The organism is Bradyrhizobium sp. HKCCYLS1011 (genome assembly GCF_051167795.1).
In the GTDB taxonomy this organism is placed as follows: domain Bacteria; phylum Pseudomonadota; class Alphaproteobacteria; order Rhizobiales; family Xanthobacteraceae; genus Bradyrhizobium.
The window spans coordinates 285,849-309,708 of the sequence record NZ_JBNPTT010000010.1 but is presented as its reverse complement, the minus strand read 5'-3'; the positions used below and the strand labels follow the sequence as shown (position 1 = coordinate 309,708).

At 64.8% G+C, this 23,860-nt stretch carries 27 protein-coding genes; 17 read left to right on the top strand and 10 right to left on the bottom strand.

The features are described from left to right. Positions 1-158: 158 nt before the first annotated feature. The 9 genes from flgB (at position 159) to ACQR1W_RS30750 (ending at position 8,368) form a co-directional block, all read left to right on the top strand. Positions 159-566: a flagellar basal body rod protein FlgB gene (flgB, locus tag ACQR1W_RS30790; protein WP_008974327.1), complete on the top strand. Its 408-nt coding sequence runs from the start codon at positions 159-161 to the stop codon at positions 564-566. 30 nt (positions 567-596) lie between these two features. After that, positions 597-1,022, top strand: coding sequence for a flagellar basal body rod protein FlgC (gene flgC / locus ACQR1W_RS30785; RefSeq protein WP_008974328.1), 426 nt, complete (start codon positions 597-599; stop codon positions 1,020-1,022). A 16-nt stretch (positions 1,023-1,038) separates the two neighbouring features. Further along, positions 1,039-1,395, top strand: coding sequence for a flagellar hook-basal body complex protein FliE (gene fliE / locus ACQR1W_RS30780; RefSeq protein WP_434854274.1), 357 nt, complete (start codon positions 1,039-1,041; stop codon positions 1,393-1,395). A gap of 146 nt (positions 1,396-1,541) precedes the next feature. Beyond that, positions 1,542-1,805, top strand: a complete 264-nt coding sequence (gene fliQ, locus ACQR1W_RS30775; protein WP_008974330.1) for a flagellar biosynthesis protein FliQ — start codon at positions 1,542-1,544, stop codon at positions 1,803-1,805. 62 nt (positions 1,806-1,867) lie between these two features. Then, the gene (fliR, locus tag ACQR1W_RS30770; RefSeq protein WP_008974331.1) at positions 1,868-2,635 is read left to right on the top strand and encodes a flagellar biosynthetic protein FliR; all 768 of its coding nucleotides are present in this window, start codon (positions 1,868-1,870) and stop codon (positions 2,633-2,635) included. 11 nt (positions 2,636-2,646) lie between these two features. After that, on the top strand, positions 2,647-3,723 hold the full coding sequence (gene flhB / locus ACQR1W_RS30765) for a flagellar biosynthesis protein FlhB (protein WP_434854273.1): 1,077 nt from the start codon (positions 2,647-2,649) through the stop codon (positions 3,721-3,723). A gap of 156 nt (positions 3,724-3,879) precedes the next feature. Next, entirely contained in the window at positions 3,880-6,462 is a 2,583-nt protein-coding gene (cckA, locus tag ACQR1W_RS30760) for a cell cycle histidine kinase CckA (RefSeq protein WP_434854310.1), read from the top strand. A gap of 146 nt (positions 6,463-6,608) precedes the next feature. Further along, positions 6,609-7,544: a Tim44 domain-containing protein gene (locus ACQR1W_RS30755; protein ID WP_434854309.1), complete on the top strand. Its 936-nt coding sequence runs from the start codon at positions 6,609-6,611 to the stop codon at positions 7,542-7,544. A gap of 119 nt (positions 7,545-7,663) precedes the next feature. Next, positions 7,664-8,368, top strand: a complete 705-nt coding sequence (locus ACQR1W_RS30750) for a glutathione S-transferase (protein WP_434854272.1) — start codon at positions 7,664-7,666, stop codon at positions 8,366-8,368. 52 nt (positions 8,369-8,420) lie between these two features. On the opposite strand, the gene ACQR1W_RS30745 is transcribed toward ACQR1W_RS30750, so the two are convergent. Continuing rightward, positions 8,421-8,777, bottom strand: a complete 357-nt coding sequence (locus ACQR1W_RS30745; RefSeq protein ID WP_434854271.1) for a GFA family protein — start codon at positions 8,775-8,777, stop codon at positions 8,421-8,423. 105 nt (positions 8,778-8,882) lie between these two features. Between ACQR1W_RS30745 and ACQR1W_RS30740 the strand changes: the two genes are divergently transcribed. Both ACQR1W_RS30740 and ACQR1W_RS30735 read left to right on the top strand, forming a co-directional pair. Then, complete coding sequence (locus ACQR1W_RS30740; protein WP_434854270.1) at positions 8,883-9,212, top strand: ArsR/SmtB family transcription factor; 330 nt, start codon at positions 8,883-8,885, stop codon at positions 9,210-9,212. After that, on the top strand, positions 9,209-9,649 hold the full coding sequence (locus ACQR1W_RS30735; protein ID WP_434854269.1) for an SRPBCC family protein: 441 nt from the start codon (positions 9,209-9,211) through the stop codon (positions 9,647-9,649). The genes ACQR1W_RS30740 and ACQR1W_RS30735 overlap by 4 nt, the downstream gene beginning before the upstream one ends. Positions 9,650-9,682: 33 nt before the next feature. Here the strand turns inward: ACQR1W_RS30735 and ACQR1W_RS30730 are convergent, their stop codons facing one another. The 3 genes from ACQR1W_RS30730 to ACQR1W_RS30720 form a co-directional block, all read right to left on the bottom strand. Continuing rightward, entirely contained in the window at positions 9,683-9,907 is a 225-nt protein-coding gene (locus ACQR1W_RS30730; protein ID WP_434854268.1) for a hypothetical protein, read from the bottom strand. A 180-nt stretch (positions 9,908-10,087) separates the two neighbouring features. Further along, positions 10,088-10,561 (bottom strand): hypothetical protein, encoded by a 474-nt coding sequence (locus ACQR1W_RS30725; protein ID WP_434854308.1) that lies wholly within the window; start codon positions 10,559-10,561, stop codon positions 10,088-10,090. 111 nt (positions 10,562-10,672) lie between these two features. After that, a complete protein-coding gene (locus tag ACQR1W_RS30720; RefSeq protein WP_434854267.1) occupies positions 10,673-11,350 on the bottom strand; it encodes an alpha/beta fold hydrolase in 678 nt (225 codons plus the stop codon). 258 nt (positions 11,351-11,608) lie between these two features. On the opposite strand from ACQR1W_RS30720, the gene ACQR1W_RS30715 reads away from it, so the two are divergent. The 3 genes from ACQR1W_RS30715 to ACQR1W_RS30705 all read left to right on the top strand — a co-directional run bounded on the left by ACQR1W_RS30715 (position 11,609) and on the right by ACQR1W_RS30705 (position 14,715). Beyond that, the gene (locus tag ACQR1W_RS30715; RefSeq protein WP_434854266.1) at positions 11,609-13,264 is read left to right on the top strand and encodes a fumarate hydratase; all 1,656 of its coding nucleotides are present in this window, start codon (positions 11,609-11,611) and stop codon (positions 13,262-13,264) included. A 33-nt stretch (positions 13,265-13,297) separates the two neighbouring features. Next, positions 13,298-13,741 carry a MaoC family dehydratase gene (locus ACQR1W_RS30710; RefSeq protein ID WP_434854265.1) on the top strand — a complete coding sequence of 148 codons (444 nt, stop codon included), beginning with the start codon at positions 13,298-13,300 and terminating at the stop codon, positions 13,739-13,741. 293 nt (positions 13,742-14,034) lie between these two features. Continuing rightward, entirely contained in the window at positions 14,035-14,715 is a 681-nt protein-coding gene (locus ACQR1W_RS30705; RefSeq protein WP_434854264.1) for a DUF429 domain-containing protein, read from the top strand. Between the two features lie 24 nt (positions 14,716-14,739). Here the strand turns inward: ACQR1W_RS30705 and ACQR1W_RS30700 are convergent, their stop codons facing one another. Beyond that, positions 14,740-15,702 (bottom strand): DUF2336 domain-containing protein, encoded by a 963-nt coding sequence (locus tag ACQR1W_RS30700; protein WP_434854263.1) that lies wholly within the window; start codon positions 15,700-15,702, stop codon positions 14,740-14,742. A gap of 426 nt (positions 15,703-16,128) precedes the next feature. Here ACQR1W_RS30700 and ACQR1W_RS30695 point away from each other — a divergent pair, with 426 nt between their 5' ends. Beyond that, on the top strand, positions 16,129-16,326 hold the full coding sequence (locus tag ACQR1W_RS30695) for a hypothetical protein (protein WP_008974347.1): 198 nt from the start codon (positions 16,129-16,131) through the stop codon (positions 16,324-16,326). Between the two features lie 16 nt (positions 16,327-16,342). After that, positions 16,343-17,104 carry a hypothetical protein gene (locus ACQR1W_RS30690; RefSeq protein WP_434854262.1) on the top strand — a complete coding sequence of 254 codons (762 nt, stop codon included), beginning with the start codon at positions 16,343-16,345 and terminating at the stop codon, positions 17,102-17,104. 115 nt (positions 17,105-17,219) lie between these two features. Here the strand turns inward: ACQR1W_RS30690 and ACQR1W_RS30685 are convergent, their stop codons facing one another. The 5 genes from ACQR1W_RS30685 to ACQR1W_RS30665 all read right to left on the bottom strand — a co-directional run bounded on the left by ACQR1W_RS30685 (position 17,220) and on the right by ACQR1W_RS30665 (position 22,912). After that, on the bottom strand, positions 17,220-18,728 hold the full coding sequence (locus ACQR1W_RS30685; RefSeq protein WP_434854261.1) for an acetyl-CoA hydrolase/transferase family protein: 1,509 nt from the start codon (positions 18,726-18,728) through the stop codon (positions 17,220-17,222). A gap of 99 nt (positions 18,729-18,827) precedes the next feature. Continuing rightward, a complete protein-coding gene (locus ACQR1W_RS30680) occupies positions 18,828-19,331 on the bottom strand; it encodes a CYTH domain-containing protein (protein ID WP_434854260.1) in 504 nt (167 codons plus the stop codon). Positions 19,332-19,453: 122 nt separating this feature from the next. After that, a complete protein-coding gene (locus ACQR1W_RS30675; RefSeq protein ID WP_434854307.1) occupies positions 19,454-20,038 on the bottom strand; it encodes a DUF1254 domain-containing protein in 585 nt (194 codons plus the stop codon). After that, positions 20,035-20,613, bottom strand: a complete 579-nt coding sequence (locus ACQR1W_RS30670) for a DUF1214 domain-containing protein (RefSeq protein ID WP_434854259.1) — start codon at positions 20,611-20,613, stop codon at positions 20,035-20,037. The genes ACQR1W_RS30675 and ACQR1W_RS30670 overlap by 4 nt, the downstream gene beginning before the upstream one ends. Before the next feature lie 13 nt (positions 20,614-20,626). Then, positions 20,627-22,912 (bottom strand): transglycosylase domain-containing protein, encoded by a 2,286-nt coding sequence (locus tag ACQR1W_RS30665; protein WP_434854258.1) that lies wholly within the window; start codon positions 22,910-22,912, stop codon positions 20,627-20,629. A 291-nt stretch (positions 22,913-23,203) separates the two neighbouring features. Here ACQR1W_RS30665 and ACQR1W_RS30660 point away from each other — a divergent pair, with 291 nt between their 5' ends. Further along, positions 23,204-23,716: a YcgN family cysteine cluster protein gene (locus tag ACQR1W_RS30660; RefSeq protein ID WP_008974354.1), complete on the top strand. Its 513-nt coding sequence runs from the start codon at positions 23,204-23,206 to the stop codon at positions 23,714-23,716. The last annotated feature ends 144 nt before the right edge of the window (positions 23,717-23,860 follow it).

The window sequence follows — 23,860 nt, the reverse complement described above, 5'->3', positions numbered from 1 at the left end:
GGGCGGCCCGACACGGAAAAAGGATTAAAAAATTCATAAACCCGGAAGTTTCCCGGGGGTGCAGCGCACACCCTCTTAACTCCCCATTAACCATATGCACGGCAGATTGTGCCTAGCTTAACGGGTGGTGAAGAAGCCCAAGATTCGGAGCGGGCGCAATGTCCATCAACGATCTTCCAGTGTTGCAGGCGTTGCGTACCAAGATGGAGTGGCACCAGGAGCGGCAGCGCGTTCTGTCCGAGAACGTCGCCAATTCCGACACGCCGAACTTCAAGCCACGCGACCTGGTTGAACCTAAGTTCGATTCAACCGGTGCGCCGGCGAACAGCTTCGCCCAGCTGTCGCTGACCATGACCAGCGCCGCCCATATCGCGCCGCCATCGGGCCAGAGCACGAGCTTCGACCAGAATCGCAGGGCCGGCTTCCAGACCCGGCCGGCCGGTAACGCGGTCAGCCTCGAGGACGAGATGCTGAAGGTCTCGGCCAATCAGATGGACTTTGCCGCCGTCACCTCGCTCTACGGCAAGAGCCTGCATCTGCTGAAGACGGCGATCGGTAAGGGCTGAGGAAACGGATAGACACGGAGAACGACCAAGATGGCGAATGACCCAAGCGATTTCCTGCGTTCGATGAGCATCGCGACCTCGGGCCTGCGCGCGCAAGCCGCCCGGATGCGTGTGATCTCGGAAAACGTCGCCAACGCCGACTCCACCGCCGCCACCGCCGGCGGCGATCCCTATCGCCGCAAAGTCCCGACCTTCACCTCGGCGCTCGACCGCACGCTCGACGCCAAGGTGGTGGCCCTGGGCAAGGTGGTGCCCGACCGATCTTCGTTCCGCGTCAAATACGACCCGAGCAACCCGGCCGCGGATGCGACCGGCAATGTCAAGTATCCGAACGTCAATCCGCTGATCGAAATGACCGACATGCGCGATGCGCAACGGTCCTACGAGGCGAACCTGAACGTCATCGGCGCGACCCGCCGCATGATTCAACGCACGCTCGACATTCTCAAGACCTAGGATAGGAACGAAAGTCATGGCCTCTCCCATCTCCGCTGCGAACGCTTATGCGAATTCCGCCCGCGTGCTCGACACCGCCGGATCGGGCAACACATTCGGCAGCCTCGCCCGCGTGCGGGACATTCTCGGGCCGACGAACGGTCAGGAGAACTCCGGTCCGTCCTTCGGCGCGTTGCTAAAGGATGCGATCGGAAGCGTCGTCGAGACGGGCCGCAAATCCGATTCGCAAACGGTCGCGATGGCGTCGGGCAAGGCCAACGTCATGGACGTCGTGACCGCGGTGGCGGAGACCGACGTTGCGGTGTCGACCCTGGTCTCGGTGCGCGATCGGGTGATCCAGGCCTACGAAGACATCATGAAGATGACGATCTGACGCCGCGTCGGATCTCGAATGCAATGCACGGCCTGGCTCGCGCCGATCTCGCGCGAGCCGAGACGCAGTGATCGGATGCTCACTCGTTTGGGCGCAGTCTGTCCGCAGAGCGGCGCAGGACATTCACCGGGGAAGGCGACTACGGAATGACCGGAGCTGAAACGCTTGATGTCGCGCGCGACGCGATCTGGACGATTGTCGTGGTCTCGTCGCCCTTGATGGTGGTCGGCCTCGTGGTCGGCGTCATCGTCTCGCTGTTTCAGGCGCTGACCCAGATCCAGGAACAGACCCTGGTCTTCGTCCCGAAGATCATTGCGATCTTCGTCACGCTGCTGTTGGCCTTGCCCTTCATGGCAGACGCGCTGCATTCGCATATGATGCGGATCTCGTCGCGAATCATCGGCGGATAGGGCAATGTGCCGCGCGGCGCTGATTCCTCTCCGCGCCGCCAGGGGCCTGGACGCGCCGCGCAATGCGCATCGATATTTCATTCCTGCCGGCGCTGGCGGCGGCTTTCATGCTGGCCTTTGCCCGGATCGCCGCCATGGTGATGCTGCTGCCGGGCTTGGGCGAGACCAACATTCCAGTTCGCATCAAGCTGTCCATCGCGCTTTTGCTGACGATGATCATCCTGCCGTTGCACCGCCAAGCCTATCAGGTCGACATGACGGCGCTGACGCCGCTGTTGGTGATGATGCTGCACGAGATCATTATCGGCATCGTGCTCGGTGCCACCGCGCGCGTGACCTTGTCTGCGCTGCAGGTTGCCGGCGCCGTGATCGCGCAGCAGATGGGGCTCGGTTTCGTCACCGAGATCGATCCGACGCAGGGACAGCAGGGCGTGCTGGTCGGCAATTTCCTCACCATGCTCGGGGTGACCTTGCTGTTTGCGACAGACAGCCATCATTTGGTGATCGCAGCGCTCAGCGACAGCTACAACATCTTTGCGCCGGGCGAATTGGTGCCAAGCGGCGACGTCGCCTCGCTCGCGACGCGGGCCTTTGCCGCCGCCTTCAGGCTGGGCCTGCAGCTCTCGGCGCCGTTTCTGGTGTTCGGGCTCGTCTTCAATATGGGGCTTGCGCTGCTGGCCCGGCTGATGCCGCAGATGCAGGTCTATTTCGTCGGCGCGCCGCTCTCGATCATGATCGGCTTTTTGATCTTCGCGCTGGTTCTGACGGCGATGATGGGAACCTTCCTCGGCTATTTCGGGGGCGTCATGCACGACCTGACCCCAAGGTGAGGACCTGACGCATGGCCGGTGAGGACGATACCGCCGACAAAACAGAAGACCCGACGCAAAAGCGCCTCGACGACGCACTCGAGCGTGGCGACGTCGTCAAGAGCCAGGAGCTCAACACCTGGTTCCTGATCGCGGCGGCAACGCTCGTGCTGACGACCTTCTCGGATTCGATCGGCAGCGGGATCATGATGCCGCTACGCAATCTGATCGCCAATTCCTGGATGATTCATACTGACGGAGCGGGCCTGCTCGCGATGGCGCGCGGGCTGGCCTATGCGGTCATTGCAGCGATCGGCCTTCCCCTCGTGATGCTCATGCTGGCCGCGCTCGCGGGCAACATGTTGCAGCACCGTCTGGTCTGGTCAGGTGAGCCGCTGAAACCCACCTTGAGCAAGATCTCGCCGCTGTCCGGCGCCAAGCGGCTGTTCGGCAAGCAGGCCGCGGTCAACTTCGCCAAGGGCATCTTCAAGCTCGTGCTGCTCGGCAGCGTCATGGTGATGATCCTGTGGCCCGAGCGGATGCGGCTGGAATCCCTGCTGCATCTCGATCCGAACGCGCTGCTCGGCGTGACGCTGTCTTTGACCAAGCACTTGATGGGCTCGGTGGTCGCGCTGCTCGCGATCGTCGCGATCGGCGACTATCTGTTCCAGTACCGGCAATGGTACGAACGACAGAAGATGTCGGTGCAGGAGGTCAAGGAGGAGTTCAAGCAGTCGGAAGGCGATCCGCACGTCAAGGGGCGAATCAGGCAGCTGCGCCAGCAGCGCATGAAGAAACGCATGATGGCGGCGGTGCCGAAGGCGTCGGTGATCATCACCAACCCGACCCACTATTCGGTGGCGCTGGCCTATGAGCGCGGCATGCAGGCGCCGGTCTGCGTCGCCAAGGGTGTCGACAACATCGCCTTCAAGATCCGCGAGATCGCCCGCGCCCACGACATCCCGATCGTCGAGAACGTGCCGCTGGCGCGCGCGCTGTACGCCACGGTCGAGATCGACGACGAAATTCCTGTGGAACATTATCACGCGGTGGCGGAGATCATCGGCTACGTCATGGGTCTCAGGCGCAACCTGTCCGGGCGGCTCTAAGGCCCGTGATTCGCATCGCCCGCGCACGTAAAATACGGATAAATCATGGAATATCGGCTTGACGGGCTTGCGCTTGAGCGTCCGATTCAGGCAGGTGAGGGCGGGGGCCGCGCCGACCGGCGCGATAGCCCTGCCGACAGGTCGCGTCCTTTTGCTATGAGCGCCGAACCCGACAACGATGCGTCACAGGACCAGATGAGTCTGCCGGAGCGGTCGCGCCGCAGCGGCAGCATCCTCTTGGTGCTGTTGGTCGCTGGCGCCCTCGTGGCCGTCGCGCTGGCGCTGATGACGATCGGGCGCACCCAGGCGCAGCCCTATATCCTCGGCCTGTTGGCGCTGCTCGCCACCGTCGGCCTGTTCAACCTGTTCGCCTTCGCCGCCGGCATCATCCGCTTCGCGGACCGCGCCACCGACGACCCCGTGACGGGGCGGGTCCCCGACCTCGCGCCGGACGGGCTCGCGGTGACTGATGCGCGCGGGCACGTGGTCTATGCCAATGCCGCCTATCTGAGGATGACGGGCGCGCAGAGCGCGCAGGAGGCGCGCCCGGTGGAGCGCGTCTTCATCGGCAATCCCGACGTTTCGGAGGCCGTGTTCCGGCTGCTCAAGGCCGCCCGCGAAGGCAAGCGGCAGCAGGAGGAGGTGCGCATCGCGGCCGGCGAAAGCGGCCAGGGCCGCTGGCTGCGCATGCGCGTGCGCCCGCTCGGCGGCAGCAAGCGCGATTCGAAATACGCGGTGTGGTCGATTGCAGATATCACCCGCGACCGCGAGCGGCAGGAGGACGTGTTCCAGGAGCTGCAGCACGCGATCGAATATCTCGATCACGCACCTTGCGGCTTCTTCTCGGTCAATGCCGACGGCAGCCTGGTCTATGTCAACGCCACGCTCGCGAACTGGCTGGACTACGATCTCGCCGAGATCGGCTCCGGCGGGCTGAAGCTGGCGGACGTCGTCTCCGGCGACGGCGCCTCGTTGCTGACCTCGATTGTCGCGGTTCCCGGCGAGGTCCGGACCGAGGTGTTCGACATCGATCTGAAGATGCGTGGCGGCAAGACCATGCCGGCGCGGCTCTATCACAAGCTTGCCTTCGGCGCCGACGGCGCGCCGGGGCCGTCGCGCACGCTCGTCATCAGCCGTGCCCGCGACGAGCGCTCCGATCCCGAGCGCGCCGCCGAGGTGCGCTTCATGCGCTTCTTCGACCACACGCCGATGGCGATCGCCACCGTCGATCGTGGCGGCGCCGTGGTGCGCGCCAATGCCCGCTATGCCAAGCTGGCGCAAAGCCTGAGCAGCGACGCGGCCGCCGCCCGCTCGATCTTCCGCGCGGTCAGCCCGCGCGACCGCAATGTGTTGATCGCCGCGATCAACCAGGCCGCCGAGGGGCAGGGCGATATCTCGCCGGTGGAGGTCATGCTGGACGGGCCGAAGGAGCGGTTCGGACAGTTCTTCGTCACCGCGGTCGACGAGGACGAGCGCGAAACCGAAGCTGCGATCGTCTACATGCTCGAGACCACCGAGCGGCGCGCGCTGGAGAACCAGATCAATCAGTCGCAGAAGATGGAGATGGTCGGCCAGCTTGCCGGCGGCATCGCACACGACTTCAACAACGTGCTCTCGGCCATCATGATGGCCAATGATTTCCTGCTGAACGCGCACAAGCCGACCGATCCGTCGTTCCAGGACATCATGCAGATCAAGCAGAACGCGACCCGCGCCGCCACCTTGGTGCGGCAGCTGCTGGCGTTCTCGCGCCGCCAGACCCTGCGGCCGCAGGTGCTCGACCTCGGCGATGCGCTCTCGGACTTGACGATGCTGCTGCGGCGGCTGATCGGCGAGAAGGTCAAGCTCGACCTGGTCCATGGCCGCGACCTTTGGCCGGTCAAGGTCGACGTCTCCCAGTTCGAGCAGGTGATCGTCAATCTCGCCGTCAACGCTCGCGATGCGATGCCGGATGGCGGCAAGCTCTCGGTGCGGACCGCCAACGTTCCGGCGGAGGAGGCCGCGCAGGCCGCCTATAAGGGCATGCCGGTCGCCGACTATGTGCGGATCGACGTCGGCGACACCGGCACCGGCATTCCACCTGAGATCCGTGAGAAGATCTTTGAACCGTTCTTCTCCACCAAGGAGGTCGGCAAGGGCACCGGGCTCGGCCTGTCCACCGTCTACGGCATCATCAAGCAGACCGGCGGCTTCATCTATGTCGACAGCGAGGTCGGCAAGGGCACCTCGTTCCACATCTTCCTGCCGCGGCATCATGCCGAGCAGGAGGTCCATGCCGACCACCAGCCGCACGCCGTCAACGGCGCCGCCAAGGATGCGCCAACGGCGGACGGGAAGGCTGAGGCCAAGCCGCGGACCGACCTCACCGGCCAGGGCACGATCCTGCTGGTCGAGGACGAAGAGGGCCTGCGCGCGCTCAATGCACGGGGTCTGCGCTCGCGCGGCTACAGTGTGATCGAGGCCTCCAACGGCATCGAGGCGATGGAGGCGCTGGAGGAGCGCGACGGCAATGTCGATCTGGTCGTCTCCGACGTGGTCATGCCGGAAATGGACGGCCCGACGCTCCTAAAGGCGATGCGCGATCGCAATCCCGAGGTGAGGATCATCTTCGTCTCCGGCTATGCCGAGGACGCCTTCGAGAAGAGCCTGCCGGAGAATCAGCAATTCGCCTTCCTGCCCAAGCCCTTCACCTTGAGCCAGCTGGTCGCGGCTGTGAAGGAAACCATGACGCCGCAATAGGTTACCGCGATCTGTTCAGCGGGAATGGTTCCCCCGCGACGCAGCGCCGCAGCCATGCGGCATCGCCCCGCCTTCACTTTTGGGCGGTTCTGCCCATCTTACGGGCATCCCCATTCCGGGGATTTGGGAAAACGCAGATGAGTTTCTTGCAGCGCAAAAGCGGCGTCCTCAGGGCGATCGCCGTGATTGTTTCACTGGCGCTGCCGACGGTGCTCGCCGTTTCGGCGGCCGACGCCCGGATCGGCGGCGGCTTCAGCTCCGGCTCCCGCGGCTCGCGGACCTTCTCCGCCCCGCCGTCGACCTCGACTGCACCGGGGACGGCAAGCCCTTTCAACCGTACGCTCACGCAGCCGGGTTATAATGGCGGCTCCGGCTTTAATTCACCGGCGCGCAGTCGTTTCGGCGGCGGCATGCTCGGCGGCCTGGCCGCGGGCTTCCTCGGCGCGGGCCTGCTCGGCCTGTTGTTCGGCGGCGGCTTGTTTTCCGGCCTCAGCGGCTTCGGCTCGATCCTCGGCCTGATCCTGCAGATCGTGCTGATCGTGTTCCTGGCGCGCATGGCCATGGCGTGGTGGCAGCGGCGCAACGAGCCGGCCTATGCCGGTGCGAGCCCGCCCGGTGGCCAGCAGAGCTTCAGCTCCAGCATGGGTTTTGGTGGTTTCGGCGGCTCGAGCTCAGCCCCGCTGCAGATCCAGCCCGCGGACTATGAAGCCTTCGAGCGGCTGCTCGGCGAGATCCAAGCCGCATGGTCCAACGAGGATGTTGGCCGGCTGCGCCTGCTGACGACGCCGGAAATGGCCTCCTATTTCGAGCGCGACCTGGAGCAGAACCAGGCCCGCGGTGTGGTCAACAAGGTCAGCGGCACCAAGTTGCTGCAGGGCGACCTGGCGGAAGCCTGGCGCGAGGGCGACGCTGACTATGCGACGGTGGCGATGCGGTTCTCGCTGGTCGACAAGACCGTGGAGCGCGCCAGCGGCAGGGTGGTCGAAGGCGGCGATCAGCCTCAGCAGGTGACGGAGATCTGGACCTTCCTGCGTCACCCCGGCAGCAACTGGCAGCTCTCGGCGATCCAGCAGGCCAACTAAGCCCACACACGGAATGCATGGCAGGGCGCCGCGGAACGATCCGCGGCGCCTTTGCTTTGGAAGCAGGGGATTGTCCTGCTACATCCAGGCGCACCCGTCCGCCTTTCGAGGATTCAGCCATGCGCTACGAGCTCTATTACTGGCCCATGATCCAGGGCCGCGGCGAATATGTGCGGCTCGCGCTCGAAGAGGTGGCGGCCGGCTATCGCGACGTCGCCCGCGAGCCGGGCGGCATGGCCGCCATGACCAAGATACTCGACGCCAAGAGCGGCACGCCGCCCTTTGCGCCGCCCTTCCTGAAGGCCGGCAAGCTCCTGATCGGGCAGACCGCCAACATCCTGTTCTATCTCGGTGGCCGGCATGATCTGGCGCCGAAGGCCGAGGCCGGACAATTGTGGGTGCATCAATTGCAGCTGACGATCACGGACTTCGTGGTCGAGATCCACGACACCCATCATCCGCTCGGACCGACGCTCTACTACGAGGATCAGCGCGTGCCGGCGAAGAAGCGCACCGCGGAGTTCTGGGACGAGCGGGTGCCGAAGTTTCTCGGTTATTTCGAAGACATCCTGAAGGACAACGGTCCCTACATCACCGGCCGCCGGCTCACTTACGTCGATCTCTCGCTGTTTCAGATCGTGGACGGCCTGCGCTACGCGTTTCCGCAGCGGATGAACGCCTTCGAGCGCAGGATTCCGGGCCTGGTCGGGCTGCACGACCGCGTCGCGGCGCGACCGAACATAGCGGCCTATCTGGCGAGCGAGCGCCGCATCGCCTTCAACGAGGACGGCATCTTCCGCCGCTACAAGGCGCTCGACGCCTGAGGCCTCTGCAGCTGATCGAAAGCGGCTTTCCCGCTATCGCGCGCCCTCCGCGCTACATGTTCCGGCCGTCGATCGGCGTCATCGTCAGCCTGGCGAGCTCGATGCCGTCGATGCAGCTCACATTGAGGGCAACGACATCTGTGCCATCAGGCTTGCGGCCGCGCGCGAACACCTCGACGCCGCAGTCGATACAGAACTGATGCCGGATCGCATGTTTGTTGAACAGATATTCGCGCAGGTTTTCGTCGCCTGCGCGGAGCTGAAACTGGGCGGGTGCCACGAAGGCGAAGTGCAGGCCTTTCTTGGTGCAGATCGAGCAGTTGCAGGCGGTCACCATGGCGAGATCGCTCGTGCATTCGAACCGCACCTGGCCGCAGTGGCAGCCGCCGGTGAAGGTCTTCGCGGTCATCGGCGTTCCTCCTCGTTGCGCTGAGCCTGAGCAGCGCTGATGGCTCAATTCATCAGCCAATATGACGATGTTGACAACATATAAGCATTTACTTATGTTTCTTTCATGGCAAATCCCGCGCAGCTCACCACGGTCATGAAGACGCTCGCCGATCCGACCCGGCGGGCTGTGTTCGAGCGGATCGCGCGGGAAGGCGAGGTGGCGGCGACCGGGCTCGTGAAGGGATCGAAGGTCTCGCAGCCCGCGATCTCGCAGCATCTCAAGGCGCTGCGCGACGCAGGCCTGGTGACGGAGCGCCGCGAGGGCCGCCACGTCCACTACCGCGTCGCGTCGAAGGCGCTCGAACCGCTGGCGGATTGGCTCGATCACTACCGCGCCTTCTGGCGGGAGCGCCTCGGCAGGCTGGAGATGTTGTTGAAGGAGGACCAGTCATGAGCGAGACGCACGCGATCGTCGTCGAGAAGGTCTTGCCCTATGCGCCGGACGTGATCTGGCGGATGCTGACGGACAGCGAGCTGATCGCAAAATGGCTGATGCCGAACGACTTCGTGGCGTCAGTCGGCCATCGCTTCACCTTCAAGACCAGGCCGATGGGCGACTGGGATGGCGTCGTGCATTGCGAGGTGCTGGAATGCGAGCCGCCGCGGCTGCTGCGCTACTCTTGGCAGGGCGGTGCGGACTCCAATCCGGACTACGGCTCGAAGCTGGACAGCGAGGTGACCTTCACGCTGGCACCGGTCGAAGGCGGCACACAGCTGCGCATGGTTCATGACGGGTTCCGCTTCCCCGGCAATGCGATCGCCTTCGAGATGATGAGCCCCGGCTGGGCCCGGATCATGGATCGAATCGCATCGCTCGCAGCGGAGGCGTGACCCCGCCGCGGTTCAAACGTGCCGGAGTATCGCTCAGGCCAGGATGTCGACGCGCGTGCCCTGTCCCGGCGGTAGCGGCGGGCGGGACGCCTGCTTCTCAGCTTCGGTTTCGTCGCCGGTCTTCTCTGCCCTTGGGGCCGTGGTCTGTGTGGCCTGGGCCTGTTGCGTCTGCGCTTTGTTCGCCTCGGCGTTGACCGACGGCTGCGGCTGTTGCTGCGGCGGCGGCGAGGCGGGTGGTGATAGGGTCGAAACGGACATGGTCCGGCTCCTCGCTTGTTTGTGCCAAGCGTGACCCCCGTCAGCGAAGGTTCCGTCAATCCAATCGGTCAAATTGTCTGCAATTGGTGGTGCGGCCGCGAATGGTGAACGGGGGCCTGACCCGGTCGCAGAAAGACCCCCAGTCCTGCGGCCGCGGCAATCAGCCGTGAGGCGCCGCACCTATTGGTCCTTGCTGCGGGTGATCGTGATCGTCGACTCGGTCTTGGTTCGGGCGCAGCGCATCTCGAGGCGGCGGTAGCGGCTGGTGACGTCGTCGCCGCGGAACAGCCCGAGGCGGCTGAAGCAGCGCTTGGCCCCGCGCTCCATGTCGTCCTTCGGCAGCGTGAAGATGATCGCGGCGGTGCCGGCAATCAGGTCGATGAAGGCCGGCGGCGGCTTGCGGTCGGATTTTGCGAACAGCTGGTTGCTGAAATTCTTGGCTGAGCAGCCGAGCGTGATCTCGCGGGCTTTGGGATGGGCGAGGTAAACTGTTCCGGCTGCGGTCTGGCCGATCCGCAAACCGTCGATCTGATTCTTCAGCTCCTTGACGAGATCGTCGCAACGATCGGCTCGCGCGGGCGTGGCGGCGACCAATGCCGCCGACGCGGACAGGGCGCAAAATACGGCCGCACGCAATATGATCTTCAACATCATCATCAATACCCCCGCGCCATTGAAGCGTGCGCCCAAAGCGCATGCAAGCGCCGATCCTTCATCGCCGTGCATGATCGGGGGAAGTGTGACAAACGCGCTCCGTAAGCCACATCACAGCGGGACAAGGTCACGCGTGACGTCGATCAGCACCTGGACGGTCTCATCAAGCGCGTGGTGGACCAGATCGTGGGCGCAGGCGATGGTGCGCACGGTCCAGGCAGGATCAGTGCGCAGCCGCTCATATTGCGCAGTAAAGGGTGTCGCGCTCCAGCCGGTGGCATAGACGAAGACGCGAGCGAGCTGCGGCGGTGAGCGCGTGAGACGAAGGCTTTGCACGAAGGCGCCGAGCGGATGCGGCCGGCAGCGCGGATCGACCCCGTCGCGTGGCAGCACGGTCAGCCCGTCATGGCCGGCTTGCGCGATCACCAGCCGACGATAATCGTCGCCGGCCAAATCCCACCAGGCCTGACCATTCTCGGGAGCGAACGCATCGAGGTAGACAAGGGCTGCGAGCCGCTCGGGCGCGCGGTCCGCAACCCCCGACGCGACCATGCCGCCATAGCTGTGCGCGCAGAGAATGACCTCGGACAGGTCTTCGACCGACAACAGCTTCAGCACGTCCGCGATATGCGTTTCCAGATTGATGCAGGCGGCACGGGCGGGCGTTTCCTCAAGCCCGCTCAAGGTGAGCGCGTGGGCCACATGGCCGGCCTGCTTGAGCCGCGCCGCGAGTGGCTCATACCACCAGCCGCCGCGCCAACCGCCTGGAATGAGGACGAAAGTTGCCATGTGATCCTCCGTAGCGCCCTATCAGGGCATGTCTCGATCAGCTCTCGCGGTGAAGGTTATCAGAGCTGTCAAGGGCCAAGCGGGAGGGTTATCTGCGGCTTTCGCCCACGCGCGATTTTCGTGCTGCAAACGGCAGGAGATCACATAGGTCCCATTCGTGGCCCAGCAGCTTCCTTTTCCACCAAAAGGGCTTAGAACGGCTCTATCGCCGGGTGCCTCGGACAGGCGTTTTCCGGCCCTTCAACCCACGAGTTTCCCATGAACGCGCCCACCGCTTTCCCCGACCAGTCCAAGCCCGTCCCGCCCTACAAGCATACGCCGCTGTTTCCGCTGGGGGCCGACACCACGCCCTACAAGAAGATCACGGCTGAGGGCGTGCGGGTCGAGAAGGTGCTGGGCCGCGACATGCTGGTGGTGTCGCGCGAGGCGCTGCGGGCGCTGTCGGAAGCCGCCTTCGGCGAGATCAATCATTATCTGCGTCCCGGCCATCTGAAGCAGCTGCGCGCGATCCTCGACGACCCCGAGGCCAGCCCGAACGACAAGTTCGTCGCGCTGGATTTTCTGAAGAACGCCAATATCGCTGCTGGCGGCGTGCTGCCGATGTGCCAGGATACCGGCACCGCGATCATCATGGGCAAGAAGGGCTGCAACGTCATCACCGATGGCGACGACGAGGCGGCGCTCTCGGAAGGCGCGCGCGACGCTTATCTGCGCCGCAACCTGCGCTATTCGCAGGTCGCGCCACTGTCGATGTATGAGGAGAAGAACACCGCCAACAACATGCCGGCGCAGACTGAGATCTACGCCGAAGGCGAAGATGCCTACAAGTTCATGTTCATGGCCAAGGGCGGCGGCTCTGCCAACAAGAGCTTCCTGTTCCAGGCCACGCCGTCGGTTTTGACCAAGGATCGCCTGCTCGCCTTCTTGAAGGAGAAGATCCTCACGCTCGGCACCGCGGCGTGCCCGCCTTATCATCTCGCCATCGTGATCGGCGGCACCTCGGCCGAGCTCTGCATGAAGACGGTGAAGCTTGCCTCGGCGCGCTATCTTGATGCGCTGCCGACGCAAGGATCGCCCGATGGCAACGCCTTCCGCGATCTCGAGATGGAGCAGGAAATTCACAAGATGACGCAGTCGCTCGGTGTCGGCGCGCAGTTCGGCGGCAAATATTTCTGCCACGACGTGCGCGTGATCCGCATGCCGCGTCACGGCGCTTCGCTGCCGATCGGGCTCGGCGTATCGTGCTCGGCCGACCGACAGGTGCTCGGCAAGATCACCAAGGACGGCGTTTATCTGGAAGAGCTCGAGCATCATCCGGCGCAATATCTGCCGGAGGTCGAGCAGGCGCTCGGCGGCGAGGTCGTCAAGATCGACCTCAACCAGCCGATGAAGGACATCCTCGCGGCGCTGTCGAAGCATCCGATCAAGACCCGGCTGTCGCTGACCGGCACCATGATCGTCGCGCGCGATTCCGCGCATGCCAAGCTGCGCGAGCGTCTGGAGAAGGGCGAGCCGTTGCCGGACTATTTCAAGAACCATCCGATCTACTACGCCGGCCCGGCCAAGACGCCGGAAGGCTACGCCTCAGGCGCGTTCGGCCCGACCACCGCGGGTCGCATGGATTCCTTCGTCGATCAGTTTCAGGCCGCTGGCGGCTCGATGGTGATGGTCGCCAAGGGCAATCGCGCGCCGGCCGTGCGCGAGGCCTGCAAGAAGTACGGCGGCTTCTATCTCGGCTCGATCGGCGGTGCCGCGGCCAATCTCGCCGAGCACTGCATCAAGAAGGTTGAGGTGGTGGAATATCCTGAGCTCGGCATGGAAGCGATCTGGCGCATCGAGGTGGTCGACTTCCCGGCCTTCACCATCATCGACGACAAGGGCAACGACTTCTTCAAGGAGCTCAACCTCGGTTGAGCTCCCGCCCGAAGCGCCAATTCGAGGGCCTGCATGATCGAATGGTTCGATGACCTCAAGATCGGGATGAAATTCGAGAGCGGCGAGACGACGGTGTCGCGCGACGACATCAAGCGCTTCGCCGCCGAATTTGATCCGCAGCCGTTTCACCTCGATGAGGAAGCGGCGGAGAAGACGATCCTGAAGGGGCTTGCCGCCTCCGGATGGCACACCGCCGCGATCGCGATGCGACTTGCGGCGGAAGCTCGACCGTTTGGTCCGCATCCGCTGTTCGGCGCCGGTGTTGACGAGCTGCGCTGGCTGAAGCCGGTGCGGCCGGGAGACACGCTTCATCTCGAGGGCGAGGTGGTCGATCTCGTGCCGTCGCAGAGCAAGCCGCAAGGCATCGCGCGGATCAAATGGACCGCCTATAACCAGCACGGCGAGGCCGTGTACACCTTCAATCCGATCGCGATCGTGCCGCGGCGTCCGGCTTGATCGGCGCAGGCGCTTGCCACAGCGGCGGGGTACCCTCTCCCCTTGTGAGAGGGTGGCATGATCGAGCGAAGCGCGATCATGCCGGGTGAGGGGTCTGCCTCCGCAGAGACGGTGCGCTTGTGGAACGAACCCCTCACCCGACTGCGGATGACGCTGGTGTCGGTGTAGCCCTCTCCCGCAAGGGGAGAGGGCGCAGTCACTGGCGCTGTAGAACGACGATAGACCTTCTCCGAAAGAGGGGCACCAGAGCAAGCTACGAGATCCGTGATCGCATAAGGTAGGTGGGTGGCGAAGTGTCTGGTCAACGCATCGTCGGACTCGATGGTTTCTCGCGCGGCTGGGTCGCAGTGTCGATCGAGGGCGACCGGCGCGACGTCGCCTTTCCCGCCGACATCTCGGCCGCGCTCGCAGCCCCCTTCGCTCGTGCCGCCGTCGACATCCCCATCGGCATGACGGACGACGGTGAGCGCGATTGTGATCATCTCGCGCGTGACAAGCTCGCGCCGCACCGCTCCCGCGTCTTCACCGGCGCGCGGCGCTGGCTGTGGGAGCAGTTCGACGATCCCGATCTCGCCAACATTGAAGCGCTGAAGCGCGGTGAGACGCGTGTGTCGCGTCAGCTCTGGCATCTCGGGCGCAAGATCATGGAGGTCGACCGCTTCGTTCGAAGCCATCGCCATCTCGACATCCGCGAGGCGCATCCGGAGCTGGTCTTCCTGCGCCTGCACGGTGCGCCGCTGCCGTCGAAACATACGGAGCAGGGGGCGTTGCTGCGGCGTGAGCTGCTGTTGCGCGCCGGCTTTGCCGCCATCGATGAATGGGTCGACAAGACGCGGATCGGCACCGGTGCCAAGGCCGATGACGTGCTCGATGCTGCTGCGGTCGCGCTGGCTGCGCGCGATTGCGCGGGCAGCGTCCCCGTAGGCGAGCCGCCGCGGGATGCGCACGGCTTGGCAATGCAGATCTGGTTCTAGCGCCGCGGGCCTGCGGCGCAGCGGTCAGCGCTTGTATCCGTCGGTGCCGGTGCGCACGATCGCCGTCGAGACCGGCTGCGATCGCGGCGTTGTCGCACGGCCCCGCTGCCGCTCATCGTCATAGAGCGAGGGGCGATGCTTGGCCCGTGCAGCCGCCGCAACGGCGGAGCCGCGCCAGGCTGCGAGCATGATCAATGCCGCCCGCTCGCTCAGGCGATCGTAGAGCCGCGACAGCCGAAACACGGTCTGCACGGATTGGCCGAGCTCCGGCTTCAGGAACAACAGCACGCGCTGGAACACGGCGCCGGGCATGCCAAGCGCCTTGGCGGCGCAGGCCAGCGGCTCGCCCGTGGCGTCGTCGACCACCTGGGCCGCGATCCGGCTCGAGAGCAGCAGGCTTTCGCCGAGTTCGATCGTGAAATTCTCGACATCGGTGACGAAGGCCGCCATCTCCAGCGCTTCGATCGCTTTGGACGCGCGGTGCTCGGGAATCCTCATCGCGGGCTTGAGCGGCGTGGTGGCGAGACTCTGCAGCATCGCCGTGCGCTCGCTGGAGCCGGCGCCGAAGAACATCTCGCAGATCTCCGCGGCGTCCTTCGGCTGCATCGCGAGCCCTGACGGGGACTGATCGAGAACCCGCGGCTGCGCGGAGAGCTTTGGCAGCAGCGAGGCCGGAATTGGCCCCGCGAGCGGCAATGTTTCATCCGCAATGACCGGACGCAGTCCAAGCTTGAGCAGGATCTCGGCAGGGGTCGACGGATAGATCGCAAGGCGCGCGCACACTGCGGCGCGCGTCGTATCGTCGACTTCGTCGATCAGGCGCGTGGCGAGCTCGACGAATTGCCGCTCCTCGTCGGCCGAATGCGCGCTCGTCTGCACGTAGAGATCGGTCAACACGCGCAACAGCGTGGGTCTGATGTCGACGCCCTCGCGGCGGGACAGCGTCATCAGCCCGTCTAGGCCCAGGAAAAGCGATGATCTTGTCATGTCGGGGTACGCAACTTCGGCATTCGTTGCGATCAGACTATCCGCAGTTGTTTTAATGGGCCGTTAAGGAAAATAATTCGTGAAGATCGGCCGAAATTTCCCGGTCGCGAGTCTCCCGGTGAGACAAAGGCGCAACGCTCGCGGGTGATCTGCAACGCTGAGGAGAGAGGCCACATGTCCTCGGCGGCCGATTAAGATGCCGTTAACCACGTGCTGATCTTAATCGCACTCGTTCGAGGACCGATTGGCGGCGCCGATCCCGCCGGTTCTCTGCAAGATCTTGAGGTGATGCGCGGTCTGTTCTTCGATGTGAGACCGACATGCGGCGCCTGGTTCGTCAGTTGCGTGTGCCCCTTGGCCTTTTTGAAGTTCGTGCACGAGGGGATGAAGAGAGGACAGAACTTCGGGGCACGAGAGAGAATCTATATGGCGACCATCATCGAATTTCCGGCCGACACAGCGCGCCGCGCGCGGTCCGCCGCGAGGGGCGCGCCGCAGCAGCAGGGCATGGGGACGGTCGTGATCCTTCCCGTCGTGCGGATCGAGCGCGAAACTGCCGACACCAGCGACGATCGCGGACCGCGCGAGGGCGCCGCCCCGACCCGCCGCCGCCGTCGCCGCTGAGATCATGAGACTTGGAATGCCGGACATCTTCATCCCGGTCCGGCGCGTCGTGCCGGCTCTTGCGCTCGTGCTCACGGGCACGATGCTCAGCGCCTGCAGCGGCGGCGATTTCGGCCGCACCCGCGCCGATTTCCGCAACGACGACATGCACAAATGGATCGGTCAGGAGGCAACTGCCAGCGTCGGTATCAAGCCATCGCAGTTCCAGCTCACCGACGCCGAGCGTCAACTCCGCGATCTCGCTTATCCGCTGATCGAGCCGCCGCATTCGCGCCCCGCCTGGAAGAGCGTGTTCGGTGATTATCAGCCGTCACCCTCGCCATGGCGGCAGAAGGTGGTGTTCGATCGCACCGCCTATGGTCGCGCCTTGATCGACGAGCCGCACCGCTCGCATTCCTCCCGCTATGCGCAGCTGATGGACGACGTCCGTGACGACATCACGCGGTTCGAACCCTTCTTTGCCTCCGCGATCCGCGTCATCGACCTCGATCGCAAGCGCGACGCCAGCATGCGCTACATGAGCGAATTGTCGCCGCGCGAGAAGGACGATGCGATCGCGCGCATGCAGGAGAACTCGCTGATCGTGCAATGGGTGCAGCTCAGCCTGGAGCAGCGCATCTCGTCCTATCGCTGGGCGCTGGAGCGGCTGGTGCTGCAGGCACCCGATCCGATGGCCGCCGACGCCGATCGTCTGATCGGCGAGCTCGCGGCACAGACCGCAAACCCGCCGGTCGCGGCGCGCCCGCTGATCCAGCGTCCGTTGACCACGCGGGGTTGATAGTCTATCCGGCGTCATTGCGACGAGCGAAGCGACGCAATCCCGAGTCAAGCAGTAAGTCTGGACTGCTTCGTCGCTTCGCTCGTCGCAATGACGGGGCGGGCGAGGCCGGCCGTTAGAGGCCGTCGCCAGGCGACACCGGCCGGATGACGTTGAACGCTTCCTCCAGGAGATGCGGCGTGTGCTTGCCGGGCGCGAACTGGCAGGAGCGCTCGAAATAATCTGACAGCGCCGCGCGGAACGTCGGATGCGCGGTCTTGTCGATGATCACGCGCGCGCGCTGTTTTGGCGACAGGCCGCGCAGGTCGGCGAGGCCGTGCTCGGTGACCAGGATCTGCACGTCGTGCTCAGTGTGATCGACATGGGTGACCATCGGCACGATGCAGGACAGCGTGCCGTTCTTGGCCGTCGACGGTGTCATGAAGATCGACAGATAGGCGTTGCGGGCGAAATCGCCGGAGCCGCCGATGCCGTTCATGATGCTGGTGCCGCGCACATGGGTGGAATTGACGTTGCCGTAGATGTCGGCCTCGATCAGTCCGTTCATCGCGATCACGCCGAGCCGGCGGATCACCTCCGGATGGTTGGAGATCTCCTGCGGCCGCAGCACGATGCGGTCGCGCAGGAATTCGATCTCGCGATTGAATTCGAGCGCGGCTTCGGAGCTCAGCGACAATGCGGTCGCAGAGGCCAGATCCATGCGGCCGGACCGGATCAGGTTCAGCATGCCGTCCTGCAGCACCTCGGTGTAGGCGGTCAAATGCGGGAAGGGACCGTCGTCGAGCCCTGCCATCACGGCGTTGGCGACATTGCCGACGCCGGACTGCAGCGGCAGCAGGGTGCGCGGCAGCCGGCCCTGCCGCACCTCGTGCGCGAAGAACTCCAGGATATGGCCGGCGATCGCCTTGGAGACGGCATCAGGAGCTGCAAAGGTCGTGTTGCGGTCCGGCGCATGGGTCTCGACGATGGCGATGACCTTGTCCGGATCGCAGCGATAGGTGGTCTCGCCGATGCGGTCTCCGGGGGCGAGGATCGGGATCGGCTTGCGATGCGGCGGCAGACGCGTGCCGTAATAGACGTCGTGCATGCCGAGCAGCGCTGGGTTCATCCAGGAATTGACCTCCAGGATGACGCGATCGGCCTGGTCCAGCCAGGTCTTGTTGTTTCCGATCGAGGTCGAGGGGATCAGTCGCCCGTCCGGCAGAACGCCGGCGCATTCGATCACCGCAACGTCGAGATGGCCGAGGAAGCCGAACCAGGCGAACTGCGCGACATGGCTGAGATGGATGTCGATATACTCCATGCTGCCGGCATTGATGCGCTCGCGCGTGATCGGATCTGATTGGTAGGGCAGGCGCAATTCGATGCCATTGACCTTGGCGAGCGCACCGTCGAGTTCAGGGGCCGTCGAGGCGCCGGTCCAGACGCCGATGCGAAACGGCTCTCCGCGCGCATGGGCCCCCTCTATTCTGCGGGCAAGTGCCAGCGGAACCGCCTTCGGATAGCCCGAGCCGGTGAAGCCGCTCATGCCGACATTGGCTCCGGCGGGGACCAGCGCAGCCGCATCATCGGCCGACATGACCCTCGCGCGCAGCGCATGCGACATCACCAGTGACGAATCCATCCTCGCTACACTCCTCCCGACGCCGCAAATTCGCGGACGTTACGCGAGGGTGTTTAGGATGCGTGACAGGCCTTCGATTTGACCCGCATCAAAACGGCGTCACACGCCGGCAAGCGACGGACGGCGGATGGGAGCCTGCGGGCGGGGCGAGCGTTCGGCCAGCATGTTGGTCTTGCTGTAGCGGGGATTGCCGGTGACCTCCTCGCCGACCCAGTCCGGCAGGTGGACGATCGCGGATTCGCTTTCCAGCTCGATCTCGGCGATCACGATGCCCTCGAGAATGCCGTGATAGACGTCGACCTCCCAGATCCCGCTCTGCCCCGGCACGTAATGCCGGGTCTTTTCCAGGATGCGGCCGGTGCAATGGGCGAAGATCGCCGCGGCATGCTCGCGCGGAATCTCATACTCGAATTCCTCGCGGGAGATGCCGCCCCTTCGGCTGCTCTTGACGCACAGCGTGGTGCGGTCGCCATAGCAGCGAACACGGACCTTCACATCATGCTCGCGGGCGACGAGGCCGTCCCGCAATCGTTCGCTATGGGTGACCTGGGCTCGCCAAGTCTCGTTCTTGACCAGAAACTTACGTTCGATTTCGACGGGCATGAGGAGGTGTGGGGCCAATCACCGGCGTGACGCTTATGCCATAACATCTCATCGTCACGACGAGCTATGCAACGAATGGTGAACAGGCACCTTCGTTCACGGCAAATGCGCCAGACCCGATATCAGCGCTTGCCGCGCGGCTTTTCCGCTTTCGCCGGCGGCTCATTCTGGATGCCGCATTTGGCCGCGGCGAGCGAAGACTGCGCCTGCGGCATCAATCCTGGCTCCGCCGCCAGCGCCTTCAGCACGATCAGCCCTGTCGCCGTCGGCGAATCGATGATCAGGCGGTCGGCCGAGGTGATCTCTTCGTCCTCGGGCAGGTCGCTGTGCTGCGCTTCGGTCATCAGATCGAGCTCGATGACGCGCTTGCCGGCGGAGCGATCGTTGATCGCGTAATAGGCGATCTCGTTGCGGGTGTAGAACGACACCGATGTATAGGCCTGGCTCACGGGCACCGTGAGCTTGAGCGGGCCGTCGGACAGATCGTAGCGACAGACAGCGACCGCGAAGGCCGGGTCCATGAACGGCATCGGCGAGGTGTTGGGGTCGGTCAACGGCAGTTGCGTCACCGCATTGAGCTCGGTCATCGGCGTCAGCCGCGAATACGCGTCTTGGCTGGCGATGCGCGGCAGCGCCAGCACGCTGACCAGATGGACCACACCACCGAGCAGCACGCCGACGAGAATGGTGAACAGCAGGCGGATCATGGGCATCCCACTGTCGTGATCGACGGCATCGGCGCGTCGCGCTGCGTGCGCGTCGCAACCCCGACCGGCGTGTCGTAGAGGCGCAGCATCAGCGCGTAGCGTTCGATGCCGCCGGTCGGCAGCCAATTGCCGGAGCGCGAGCGCGAGGCGATGCGGATCTCGAAGGAGCCGTCGGAGCCGCGCACGATCTCCTGGCTGGTGAAGCCGTAGCGTTGCAGCGCATTGGCGACCAGATGACCCTTCCTGTCATAGAGGGTCAAGGTCCAGAACCGCGCCGGCGGCGTGACCCCGGAGACGAGGACGTCGCAGCGGCCGTCCAGCGCCTTCTTCTTGTCGTCGGTGGTGGCGGTGAAGGCGACACCATCGCCGGTGCCGATCGGCAGCTCGCCATTCCGGGTGATGGTGGCCCGCGCATAAGGGTCGACGTCGGAAGTGCCGGTCTTGGGGCGCGCGGTCCAGCTGCCGATCGTGAGCGTGTTGAACTCGGTGCCGCGGGTCGTCGTCATCCAGGTCGCGCCGATGCCGACGCCAGTGGCGATCAGAAGCGCAAGCAGGGTGATGAGGAGCAGCCGCACGGGATCGCTGACGTCAATTCTTGCGCGAGGCAGGCGCGGCGTCGCCGGAAGCGGTCGCCGCGGCATAATTTTCGGGGAAGGCGAGCGCGCTCGACGAGACCGGCTTGGCCGGCTTCGACGCATCGCCCGGTGCAGCCTTGTCGGCAACCCGCGCGGCGTCGTCGAGCATCTTCTCGACCTGGACCAGGATCTCGGCCCCGCGCCGGGTCAAGACCGGCGGCGGTCCCGGCTTGACCTCGAGGGTCTTCGGCGCACCCGCCGCCGAAGCCATGGCCTGGGCTGCGCCTTCTTTCGGCAGCTTCTCGCCCATGCCGACGCCGGCTAGCTCTTTGATCTCGACGCCCTCATGGGCGACCGTCATGATGTCGTGCCAGGTCTGCGCCGGCAGCGAGCCGCCGGTCATGCGGTTGGTCGGCGAATAGTCGTCATTGCCGTACCAGACTGCGCAGGTGAAGTTGCCGGTGTAGCCGACGAACCAGGCGTCGCGGTAAGCATTGGTGGTGCCGGTCTTGCCGGCGGTCGGAATGCCGTCGAGCGCGGCGCGGCGCGCGGTGCCTTCGCTGACCACGTGGCTCATCATCCCCGCCATGTCGGCGGCGACGGAGGCCGGTATCGCCTGGCGGGGCTTCGGCCCGTCGCGGTCCCAGCGCCAGACCAGGTCGCCGGCGCCAGTGCGCACTTCGAGCACCGAATGCGGCGTCACCGCCTTTCCCTTGTTCGGGAAGGTGGCGTAGGCGACCGCGTGCTCGACCACGGTGACCTCGTCAGAGCCGATCGGCAGCGACGGCGTGTCCGGCAGCGGCGCCTTGATGCCGAAGCGGCGGGCGACCTCGACGATCTTGGCGCGGCCGGCCTTGGGGCCGTTCGGCTTGCCAAGCTCGATCGACAGCTTCACCGGCACGACGTTGATCGAGCGGGTGATCGCCTGGGTCAGCGTCACCGTGCCGGAATAGGAATGGCCATAGTTCTGCGGACACCAATTGCCGATGCAGACCGGGCCGTCGACGATGGTCGAGGTCGGCTTGAAGCCGTTCAGCAGCGCGGTCGTGTAGACGTAGGGCTTGAAGGACGAGCCGGGCTGCCGATAGGCGTCGACCGCGCGATTGAACTGGCTGGCGCCGTAATCGCGGCCGCCGACCATGGCGCGGATGCCGCCGTCGAGATCGGCGACCACGGTCGCCGCCTGGGTCGCGTGATAGTCGCGGCCGAACTGGCGCAGCTGGTTCTCGATGGCATCGTCGGCGGCATGCTGCACGTTCATGTCGATCGAGGTGCGCACGACGAAGACGCGCTCGGTGTAGGATTTCGGGAAGGTGTCGACCAGCTTGCGCATCTCGTCGAAGGCATAGTCGAGGAAATAGTTCGGCGAGTTCTCGTCGCGGCGGTCGACCGCAAACGCCGGGTTGCGGCGGGCGCCGAACACCTGGCCCTCGGTCATGAAGCCGGCATCGACCAGGTTGTCGAGCACGACGTTGGCGCGGGCGCGGGCGGCCGGCAGGTTGATGTGTGGCGCGAACTTGGTCGGGGCCTTGAACAGGCCGGCCAGCATCGCGGCTTCCGCCAGGTTGATGTCGCGCACCGACTTGTTGAAGTAGAAATGCGCCGCGCCGTCGACGCCGAAAGTGCCGCCGCCCATATAGGCGCGGTCGAGATAGAGCTTGAGGATCTCGTTCTTGGTGAGCCGGGTCTCCAGCCAGATCGCCAGGAACGCCTCGTTGATCTTGCGCTCGATGGTGCGCTCGTTCGACAGGAACAGGTTCTTGGCGAGCTGCTGGGTGATCGAGGAGCCGCCCTGGCGCACGCCGCCAGCCTGGGCGTTGGTGACGAGCGCGCGCGCGGTACCGGCGATATCGATGCCGAAATGGTCGTAGAAGCGGCGGTCTTCGGTCGCGAGCGTCGCCTTGATCAGGTTGTCCGGAAAGTCTTCCAGCGGGATCGAGTCGTTGTGCTTGATGCCGCGGCTACCGATCGGGTTGCCGTAGCGGTCGAGGAAGGTGACCGCGAGGTCGGACTTCTTCAGCCAATCCTCGTCCGCGGTTTCGCGGAACGCGGGAATCGCGAGCGCCAGCAACAGCACGAGCCCGCCGAGGCCGATCGTGGCGGCTTCCGAGAACGGCTCGATGAAGACCCAGCGCTTCCAGCCGCCGACATAGAACCGGTCCATGAACGCCGAATAGCGCTCATAGAGCTCGCGGGCGCCGCGCAGCGACGAGAACAGCGCCGAATCGAACCGCGCATCGAGATCCAGTCGCCAGTTGTCGAGCCGCTTTTTCCAATCGTCTGGAATGATCTGGCGCACGGGATACCTGGTCTTTGCGAAAGCCGGTCAGCTGTCTTCGAACGCACTCAACCACCCGGCCGGGCCATCGAAGGGTCTTGCGGGACTGTTGCGGCAAACCCGTGGCGCTTGTTTCGCGCCGGGGATGACTCGATAACCTATCTAGCCGAGCAGGGGCCATAAACCAATGGCGCCGCTCATAATTTGATGGGCAGCGCTAACATCTTCTGCCCGGAACCGGCACGCCGCTCTTGCGTCCTGGTGGCAGGGCCCCCTAGATGCCGAGCCAGCTGTGACCCTCGGATTCCTGTGATGACCGCGCCGCTCAAACGTCCTTCCGGTCAGGAGGGATTTTTCTGGAAAACCAAGACCTTGGAGCAGATGTCCGAGGCCGAATGGGAAAGCCTGTGCGACGGCTGCGGGCGCTGCTGCCTGGAGAAGCTCGAGGACGAAGATACCGGCCGGATCTATTTCACCCATATTGCGTGCAGGCTTCTGGACGCCGGTCTATGTGCCTGCAAAAATTATGAGAATCGTTCTGAAACGGTACCGGATTGCGTTCGCCTGACACCTGAGAATGTCCGCACCATCACCTGGCTGCCGCCGAGCTGCGGCTACCGGCTGGCCGCCGAAGGGCGCGATCTCTATTGGTGGCACCCGCTGATCTCCGGGGATCCTCAGACGGTGCATGAAGCGGGCGTCTCCGTGCGGGGCCGTGTCGAAGGGTCCGAGGAGCAAGTCCCCGTCGACGAGCTGGAGGACCACATCGTGCAATGGCCGGTGCTGCTGCCCAAGCGCGCCAAGCTGAAGCACCGGCCCAAATAGACTGTCCAGGTAGATCCCGCCTGCTCCGGGTTGAGGAGGGCCTGCCGACTCACGGGGCCTCGTTTCGCACACGCAACAAGTCACATCACTGCGACCGGCTGCCCGATGCCGCAATGCGCCCATGCGCAAGAGCGTCTGCCGCAA